Source organism: Rhodococcus sp. ACS1 (assembly GCF_002300155.1).
Classification (GTDB): Bacteria; Actinomycetota; Actinomycetes; order Mycobacteriales; family Mycobacteriaceae; genus Rhodococcus_F; species Rhodococcus_F koreensis.
The window spans coordinates 1,729,525-1,738,113 of the sequence record NZ_NSDZ01000005.1 but is presented as its reverse complement, the minus strand read 5'-3'; the positions used below and the strand labels follow the sequence as shown (position 1 = coordinate 1,738,113).

The 8,589-nt window shown below is 66.2% G+C and carries 8 protein-coding genes; 1 reads left to right on the top strand and 7 read right to left on the bottom strand.

Annotation, left to right across the window (positions count from 1 at the left end):
• The first annotated feature begins 154 nt into the window (after nucleotides 1-154).
• Nucleotides 155-427: a DUF3263 domain-containing protein gene (locus tag CJ179_RS28520; protein WP_095863565.1), complete on the top strand. Its 273-nt coding sequence runs from the start codon at nucleotides 155-157 to the stop codon at nucleotides 425-427.
• A 722-nt stretch (nucleotides 428-1,149) separates the two neighbouring features.
• Here CJ179_RS28520 and CJ179_RS52910 read toward each other — a convergent pair.
• From CJ179_RS52910 to CJ179_RS28490, 7 genes are all read right to left on the bottom strand, one after another.
• Nucleotides 1,150-1,278, bottom strand: coding sequence for a hypothetical protein (locus CJ179_RS52910; RefSeq protein ID WP_257015815.1), 129 nt, complete (start codon nucleotides 1,276-1,278; stop codon nucleotides 1,150-1,152).
• 640 nt (nucleotides 1,279-1,918) lie between these two features.
• Nucleotides 1,919-2,422, bottom strand: a complete 504-nt coding sequence (locus CJ179_RS28515) for an acyl-CoA thioesterase (protein WP_095863564.1) — start codon at nucleotides 2,420-2,422, stop codon at nucleotides 1,919-1,921.
• Nucleotides 2,423-2,706: 284 nt separating this feature from the next.
• Nucleotides 2,707-4,161 carry an aldehyde dehydrogenase (NADP(+)) gene (locus CJ179_RS28510; RefSeq protein ID WP_257015813.1) on the bottom strand — a complete coding sequence of 485 codons (1,455 nt, stop codon included), beginning with the start codon at nucleotides 4,159-4,161 and terminating at the stop codon, nucleotides 2,707-2,709.
• Between the two features lie 17 nt (nucleotides 4,162-4,178).
• Nucleotides 4,179-4,937 (bottom strand): ribose-5-phosphate isomerase RpiA, encoded by a 759-nt coding sequence (rpiA, locus tag CJ179_RS28505; protein WP_095863562.1) that lies wholly within the window; start codon nucleotides 4,935-4,937, stop codon nucleotides 4,179-4,181.
• Between the two features lie 24 nt (nucleotides 4,938-4,961).
• Entirely contained in the window at nucleotides 4,962-5,612 is a 651-nt protein-coding gene (locus CJ179_RS28500) for an HAD family hydrolase (RefSeq protein ID WP_095863561.1), read from the bottom strand.
• A complete protein-coding gene (gene xylB / locus CJ179_RS28495; protein ID WP_095863560.1) occupies nucleotides 5,609-7,141 on the bottom strand; it encodes a xylulokinase in 1,533 nt (510 codons plus the stop codon). Before xylB ends, CJ179_RS28500 begins: the two co-directional genes overlap by 4 nt.
• On the bottom strand, nucleotides 7,138-8,577 hold the full coding sequence (locus CJ179_RS28490; RefSeq protein ID WP_241031498.1) for an aldehyde dehydrogenase: 1,440 nt from the start codon (nucleotides 8,575-8,577) through the stop codon (nucleotides 7,138-7,140). Before CJ179_RS28490 ends, xylB begins: the two co-directional genes overlap by 4 nt.
• Between the last annotated feature and the right edge of the window lie 12 nt (nucleotides 8,578-8,589).

Below are 8,589 nucleotides of genomic sequence, written 5' to 3'. Positions count from 1 at the left end.
CAAGATCATGCGACGCCTGCTCAAGGACATCGCCGAAGGCCGCGACCTCGGCGACACCTCCACCCTCGTCGACCCCACAGTCTTCGACACCACAGTCTTCGACACCATCCGCGGACCCCAATAGCCGACTCCGCAACCGAAAGATCGAGACAAGATGGACCTACACGAAAAGGACATGCTGGCCTTCGCACGGACCTGGCAACCCTACGGTGGCAGCGACGATCAGATCCTGCCTGAATTCGGCATCAGCGAACCCACGTTCTATCAGCGAGTCCTGGCCCTCCTCGCCCGCCCGCGTACAGTCGGCCTCGGGGATGAGGAGCGTAAAGCTCTGATCACCTTCTGCATGGCGAAGCTCCGGGAGTACGGCTACCCGCAGAGGGATAGGCCGGGAATGACGAGACAACGAGCAATACGGCACAGCTGAGATATCGGCTCCCGGCTTTCAGCCGCGCCTGCGGGCACGATCGAGACCCTCCCGAGCCAGTGGATTGAATCGGCCTTACGGCCGGCAAAGGTGCTGACCACTCCGAATGATTGCATGGGGACCGACTCACTGAGCGGCTGTGGTGATGCCGAAGGCTCCGACTCACACAGCCATGGAGATCCAGGGCGGCTATGTGCCGAGCCACGACTCAAGTGGGAAATATGCGGAATGAGGGCCGGTTGGGCAGCCGCGACAACGATACGGGGGTCGGACCGGGCCCGCGCATGGAGTTAGGGCGGGGCTCCCCGTCGAGAAGGTCGTTCGAACAGCCACACCGTCGGACTATGTGCACAGGCCTGGTAGCCGGACTTGGTGACGCGCTCCCAGCGTTGGGGCGTTGTCATCCGAGCAACTGCCAGTCGAATTGAGAAGCCCCCCAACAAAACGCGACTCGTGGCGCTCTGCGCCACCCAGAACGATCTGCACCGACCACCCATTCGCCTGGAGTGCGCGCCCAACACACCCCCACGCGACATCCCCGACGACGGGGTGGTGAACTGGTCGCGCACGTGTGGGTAGCATGCGGCGCCGACCTCACCAGTGCGACACTGCGATCTCGGTCTCGGCGACTTCAGTCAGGCACTCAGTCGCCCGCGTCGAACATTCCGCCAAATATTCTGCTAGACATACATTCCCAAAGTTCGGATAACGAAGTATGTCAACTAGTGGATCACAGAGCCTGCCCCTCCGGCGACACTCGGCAGATGCCGCACCCGATAGTCCTCGGCGCAGATCACATCGACCAGACACCCCACCCACAGCACCAGCACGATCAACCCGAGATACGGCATTCTCCCCACACCTGACTTGCCTCCGCTTCGCCGCGAAGACATCCTGTTTCTCGGTGTTCACATCTGCTGCGGCGGGCGGAGCGTTGCGGAGCAGTCGCCGAATGTCGCTGAGCCGCGCTATTGCGTGTGCCTCCGACAACCGTCGCAGTGGGACGGACTGAAATGTGAGCGCCAAATGCGCTGCCTGGAAGTCCCCGGTCTACACCGATGGGAGGGCAGATCGGATGTCCGGTGGTCATCGACTTCGGAGCGCGGATCGTCCTATTCGCGATGTGAACAAGTCGACGCGCACAGGTCATCGAGTTGAAGAAGGTTCGGACACTCCGTGACGTTGTCGACCGTGCACTGGTGTTCGCCTGCATGTCCGTGAAGAACCGCGAAAGCACGTAGGGCGGACGACCAACGATCTGCGACGACATCCAGTAGAGGAACCTGGTCCGCCCGATCGGAGGCCGTCCGACGGAAAAGAGGTCGTCGTACGCGAGATCCAATCAGATTTGATGCGGACCGGGTGGGGTGCTGTGTCAATCGCAGGGATGGCCAAATCATTCTTCCGCAACCTAACTGCAGACAATTGCCCGCCCTCCGGGAGAGAGCACGGTTGCCGGCGTGGGAAATGTTGCTGCTTTCGACGGCTTACTCACGTGGTGACGGGCGGTGCGATGCCGTGGGGGCTGGCGAAGGCGTCGCGTTGGGCTCGGCGCCGCTGCCGTGCTGACTCGAATCGCTGTGTGTCGAGGTCGGTGTGGAGGGGGCGGGGTGCAATGGTCACGGGTTTGCCGTCGGAGTCGACGGCGACCATGGTGAAGTATGAGCTGTTGGTGTGGCGGCTGGCTCCTTCCTGGATGTTCTCGGTGTCGACCCGGATACCGATTTCCATCGAGGTGCGTCCGGTGTAGTTCACCGATGCGGAGAAGGTGACCAGTTCTCCGACGTGGATGATGTCCCGGAAGTGGACGCGGTCAACGGACAGGGTGACGACGTAGGTGCCGGCGTAGCGGCTCGCGCAGCTGTAGGCGACCTGGTCGAGCAGTTTGAGCAGGCTGCCGCCGTGGACGTTGCCGGAGAAGTTGGCCATGTCCGGGGTCATCAGCACGGTCATCGACAGTGATGTCGGGCGGGTGATGGGGTCGTTCGCTGGCATGCGTTCTCCGTGGGTCTGGTGGTGGCAGGCGGGCTGTCCGCGGCCGAGTGCGGTGTTGTAGCGATACCGCGTTGTAGCGCTACAACACCGCGTTGCCCCGGCTCCTTGGCGTGAATGTGCGTCCGCAGTGCACCGTTGCGGGCGCGGTGCCACGCGACGACGTCAGTGCCGGCGCCGTCTGTGGTCGAGACGATGATCGGCGGCGCTGGTAGTGCCGCCCTCGTCGTCTGACGGCACGGGCGAAAGTACCCGCAGCGCACTTTTCGTGCGCCAATTTCAGAGGGTCAGCTCCGCCCCCAGAGCTTCGATTGCCCTGCCGGTGACCGTTTTTGGGGAATGTTCCATGGGTTCGCTTCCTGCAGTGGTTCGGGGAGCCAGGAGTCGAAGTAGTTCTGGAAGGCGACGGGGCGGAGGAATCGCTCGACGGCTGCGGTTCCGACCGCGGTGTGCAGTGGTGAGGTCGTCGACGGGAAGGGTCCGCCGTGGTGCTGTGCGGGTGTGACCGATACGCCGGTTGGCCACTCGTTGAGGATCAGTCGCCCGGTTCGCGTCTCCGCCAGACGGCGGAGGTCGTCGAGTGCGTCCGCGTCGGCTTCTTCTGCGTGCAGGGTGATGGTGAGCGAGCCGTGCAGGCGGTCGGCGGCGTCGGTGAGCTGCTTGACGTCGGTGTACTCGACGATGATCGAGAACGGGCCGAAGGCCTCGGTGAGCACGTTGTCCGAGTGCTCGACGAAGGTGGGGTAGTCGATGGCCAGGAGTGCGGGCTGGTGGCATCCATCGACTGTTGTCGGTTCGACGAGCATCCGGCCGCCGATCTGATCGCCGATCTCCTTCAACCGGTCGGCGAAGCCGGAGGTGATGGAGTCGGTAAGGAGTGCGCCGGTGCGTTTTCCGCCGATCCGTTCGGTGAGGACACCTTCGAGGCCGTGGCCGGTGGGCAGGAACACGATGCCGGGCTTGGTGCAGAACTGGCCGCTTCCGAGGGTGAAGGAGTCGACGAAGCCCTCGGCGATCGCCTGGCCACGCGCGTCGATGGCGGCCTGGCTGACGAAGACGGGGTTGATGCTTCCCAGCTCTCCATAGAACGGGATGGGTCGCGGTCGTTCGGCCGCGATCCCTGCCAGGAACAAGCCTCCGCGCACCGATCCGGTGAAGGTTGCCGCGTCGACGCGGTCGTCGCGGAGCGCGTCCACGCCGGCGTCGCGGCCCTCGATGAGATGGAAGGCTCCGGCCGGGGCGCCTGTATCGGTGAGCGCCGCGGAGGCGAGCCGTGCGGTGAGTTCACTGAGTTTCGGGTGCCCTTCGTGGGCTTTCACGATCACCGGGCATCCGGCGGCCAGCGCCGATGCGGTATCGCCGCCCGCAACCGAGAACGCGAACGGGAAGTTGCTTGCCGCGAAGTTGAGGACGACACCGATCGGCACCCGCATGCGGCGCAGGTTCGGCCTGGGTCCGGAACCGAAGTCCGGATCGGGGTCGTCGATGCGGGCGTCGAGGAACTCGCCGGTCCGCGCTTGTTCGGCGAACATCCGCAATTGCATCGTGGTTCGGGCGAGTTCGCCCCGCAGTCGGGGTTCCGGGAGGTGCGTTTCTTCCATCGCGACGGGCACCAGTTCGTCGGCTGCGGCGTCGAGACGGTCCGCGATTTCCACCAGTTGGGTGTACCGCTGTTGTGGGGTGTGACGGGCAAACTCGGCGTTGGCGGCTGTCGCCTGGTCCAGCACGGTGTCCAGGTCCATGTCTGTACCTGCTCCTCTCATTTGCGCCACGCCGGGATCCTGGCGGCATTCCGGTGCGGCAGTTCGATCAGTTTCGCGGCCCCGTCCGGGGAAGCCATGAGAATTTCGTGGGCGATGCCGGTGAACAGACCGTTCTCGACGACGCCGGCGATCCAGTTGAGGTTCGTGTCGAGCAGGGCCTTGTCGGTGATCGCGACCATGTGGGCGTCGAGGATGAAGTTGCCGCTGTCGGTGACCACGGGCTGCCCGTCCCGGTGCCGCTGGACGATCTCGATGTCGGTGTAGCCGAGGTCGGTCAGTAATGCGGAGATCGATCGCCGGGTCGCCTTCCACCCGAACGGGATGACCTCGATCGGAAGTGGGAACGAGCCGAGCTGCTCGACGAGTTTGGTGTCGTCTGCGATGCACACCATCTTCGACGAGGCCTCGGCGACCATGCGTTCCCACAGCAGGCAGGCGCCGCCGCCCTTGATCATGTCGCCGTCGTGGTCGACCTCGTCGGGTCCGTCCAGGGTCACATCGAGAGGGCGGTCGAGGTCGTTGAGATCGACGAGGGTGATGCCGACGGACAGGGCCAGGTCGCGGGTTGCGGTGGAGGTGGGGACACCGACGACATCGAGGCCGTCGGCGACCTTCTCGCCGAGGGCGCGGACGAACCACGCGGACGTCGTTCCGGAGCCGAGTCCGAGTCGGGCACCGTCGTGCGCGTAGCGCTCCACCGCGGCCCGGCCGACGGCGTATTTCGCCGCGTCCTGCGGAGTTTCGGTCGTGTACATGTGGAGGAGTTCCTTTCGGGTGGTTCAGACGAGGGTGAGCAGGTCGTCGAAGGAGTCGAGCCGGAAGTCGGCATCGATATCGGAATGTCCCCAGCTCACATGGGCGTAGCGGATGCCTGCGGCTGCCGCGGTGTCGCGGTCGATGTCGGTGTCACCGACGTAGAGCACTTCCGAGGGGGCGCCGAGGGCGGCGATGGTGTCGGTGAGGTGCCGGGGATCGGGCTTGGGCCCGTCGGTGGCGTCGGAACCGATGACCGCCCCGATGATCTTCCCGAGCCCGAGTGCATCGAGGACCGCATGGGCGATGGGTGTGCGCTTGTTGGTGCAGACTCCGAGCTGGATGCCCCGGGCGTCCAGTTCGGTGAGCACGGCGGCGGCGGTGTCGATCAGGCGGGTCTTACTCGCCGGATTCGCGCGGTAACACTCGGAGTATGTCCGGAGGACGTCGTCGACGATCGGTGCGGTGACGGGCAGGCCGGCGACCCGCAGGCACTGTTCGACAAGCACGCGGGGGCCACCGCCGAGGGCGGCGGCGACCTGCGCGACCGTGACCCGGTGATCGCCGTGCCGGGCCAGCGCCTCGTTCATGGCCGCGGCGATGTCCTCACTGCTGTCGACCAGGGTGCCGTCGAGATCGAAGACGACTGCCGTGAATTTCGTCTGAGTGGTGCTCATGTCTTCCTTGCGATGTCGATGTCGGAGAACACGTCGGTGAAGTGCCCGAACAGGTTTCGGTAACCCTCGAAGATCCGGGTGTAGCGGGTGGCTTCGGTGGGACCGGGGAGATGCCGCGAGGACACCTGCAGGTGCCCGTACGCGTCGTCGAACGAATCCCAGGTGCCGGCTCCGACACCGGAGACGATCGCGGCACCGTACGCGCCGCCTTCGCTGCTACCGGTCATGGTGACGACCTCGGTGTCGAACACGTCGGCCATCGTCTGCAGCCAGAACCCGTCGCGGGTGGCCCCGCCGGAGGCGATGATCCGGTCGCACGGAATCCCCAGCTCGGTGAAGGATTCGAGGATCTGACGCATGTTGAGCAGCGCGCCCTCGATCACGGCGCGCACGAGGTGCCCGAGCCCGTGCATCCGGGTCAGCCCGACCATGGCCCCACTCGCCGACGGGGCGTAGTGCGGAGACCGCTCGCCGGCCAGGTACGGCAGGAAGAGCAGGCCGTCGGCGCCGACCGGCACCTTCTTGGCGAGGTCGATGAGTTCGGTGAAGCTGACGTCCTGGGCCCCCGGCAGCTGGTGGAGGACGTCGGCGAGCCATTGCAGTCCCCCGGCGGCGGACAGGGACACTCCCATGACGTGCCAGTAGCCGGGCTGGTTGTAACAGGACACCTGCACCGCGCCGGTGACGTTGTCCGGGCAGGACTGGGAGACCGCGGCCACGATGCCGGCCGTGCCGAGGGTGACTCCGATGTCGCCGGGGCGGGCGATGCCCATCGAGGCCGTTTGGACGACCGCGTCCCCACCGCCGCCGTAGACCTGGACGTCCTCGCGCAGGTTCCAGGCGCGGGCGATGTCCGGGAGCAGGGTGCCGGTGGGTTCGGGAGACTCGACGACCTCGGGGAGCATCGACTCGCGCACCCCGACCGCTGCGAGCATCACCGGGGACCACGTGCGGTTGGCGACGTCGAAGAGGCCTGTTCCGGATGCCTCGGACACCTCGGTGACGAAGCGTCCGTTCATCCGCCAGCGCAGGTAGTCCTTCGGGTTGAGGATCCGGTGCGTGCGGGCGAAGATCTCGGGTTCGTGATCGCGCAGCCAGGCCACCTTGCCTGCGGTGAATCCGGTGATGAGCCGGTTGGCGGTGGCGCCGAGGACCGCGTCGGGGCCGCCCACGGTATCGGTGATCGCGACGCATTCGGCTTCGCACCGCTGGTCGTTCCAGAGGATGGCGCGCCGGATGACGGTGCCGGTGTCGTCGAGGGCCACCAGGCCGTGCATCTGCCCGCTCAATCCGATGGCGACGATCTCGTCACCGCGGTCCGGCAGCTGTGCGGTGACCTCGGTGATGCAGGCATCGGTGGCCGCCCACCAGTCCTCTGGGTTCTGCTCCGACCACCCATGGCGGTCGGCGAACAGCGGGTACTCACGCACGGCGGTGGTGATCACCGCACCGGTGTGGTCCACGACGACGACCTTGCAGGACGAGGTCCCGATGTCGACGCCGAGGTGCAATCTCGGTGTGGTGGTCATTGCCGTGTCCCGTACTGGATGCGGAGGTGCTTGTACTGCAGGTACCCCTCCAGCCCGGCCTTGCCGTGCTCGACGCCGAAGCCGCTGCCTTTGCGGCCGCCGTAGGGAGCGTTCATGATTCCGGCGTCGACGTTGTTGACGGCGACATTGCCGAAATCGAGCAGCCGCCCGAGGTCGTGCGCCTGCGTGAGATCACCGGTGTAGACGTAGGCCGCGAGCCCGGCTTCGGTGCCGTTGGCGAGGTCGACGGCCTTGGCCAGGTCACTGAACGGCATGACTCCGACGACGGGGCCGAACGTCTCCTCGCGCATCACGAGCATGTCCGGGTTGCAGCCGGCGATGACCGTCGGCTGATAGAAGTTCCCGGGCGCGAGCGTCTCGATCCGCGTGCCACCGGTGGTGACGGTGGCGCCCCGGGCGACGGCGTCGCGCACGTGCTGGTCGACGACGTCGACGCCGGCGCGGGTCGCCATCGGTCCGACGTCGACGGCGGGGTCCATGCCGTTGCCGACGGTCAGCTCGGACACCTTCGCGGTGAGGCGGTCGACGAACTCGGAGTACACCGTTTCGTGCACGTAGATGCGGTTGATGGCGATGCAGATCTGTCCGGCGTTACGGAACCCGCGGCGCGCGGCGCCGGCGACGGCGGCGTCGATGTCGGCGCGGTCGGTGACGATCATCGGGCACGAGCCGCCCAATTCCATCGTGAGGGGTTTCGCGGCGGGCACGCCGCGGGCGATCTTGCCGCCCGTTGCCGTCGATCCGGTGAACGCCAGCTTGTCGAATCCGGGGTGACCGGCCACGGCCGGGCCCGTCTCGCCGCCACCGAGGACCAGGTTCGCCACCCCGGCCGGCAGTCCCGCTTCGTCGATGCAGGAGAACAGCAGTGCCGGGGACAGCGAGGCGTACTGCGACGGCTTGATCACGATCGTGCAGCCGGCCGCGAGGGCGGCGCAGAGCTTCCACCCGACCAGTTCGAGCGGGTAGTTCCACGGGGTGATCGCCCCGATGACGCCGATCGGTTCCTGGACGACCAGGCTGGCGAAGCCGTCGACGTCGTTGGGGATCACCTCCCCGTGGATCCGGGTGGCCTCTTCGGCGTAGAAGTGGAACGCCTTGGCAAGTTTGTCGACCTCGCCGGTCGCCTCCCCGATCGTCTTGCCCATCTCGGTGGTGATCGCTTCGGCGAGTTCGCGTTCGCGGGTCTTGACGATGTCGCCGATGCTGTGGAGGTGGCGGGCTCGCACGGTCGGGTTGACGTGCCGCCAGTCGGCGAAGGCGCGGCGGGCCGCGGTGACGGCGGCGTCGACGTCGGTGGCGGTCGAAGCGGGGACCTCGGCGATGACCTTTTCGTCGGCCGGGTTGAGCGCCTTGAAGGTCGTCTCGCTCCGGACCCACCCGCCGTCGATGTAGTTGTTCAGTGTCGTGATCGTCATGGCATGTGCCTT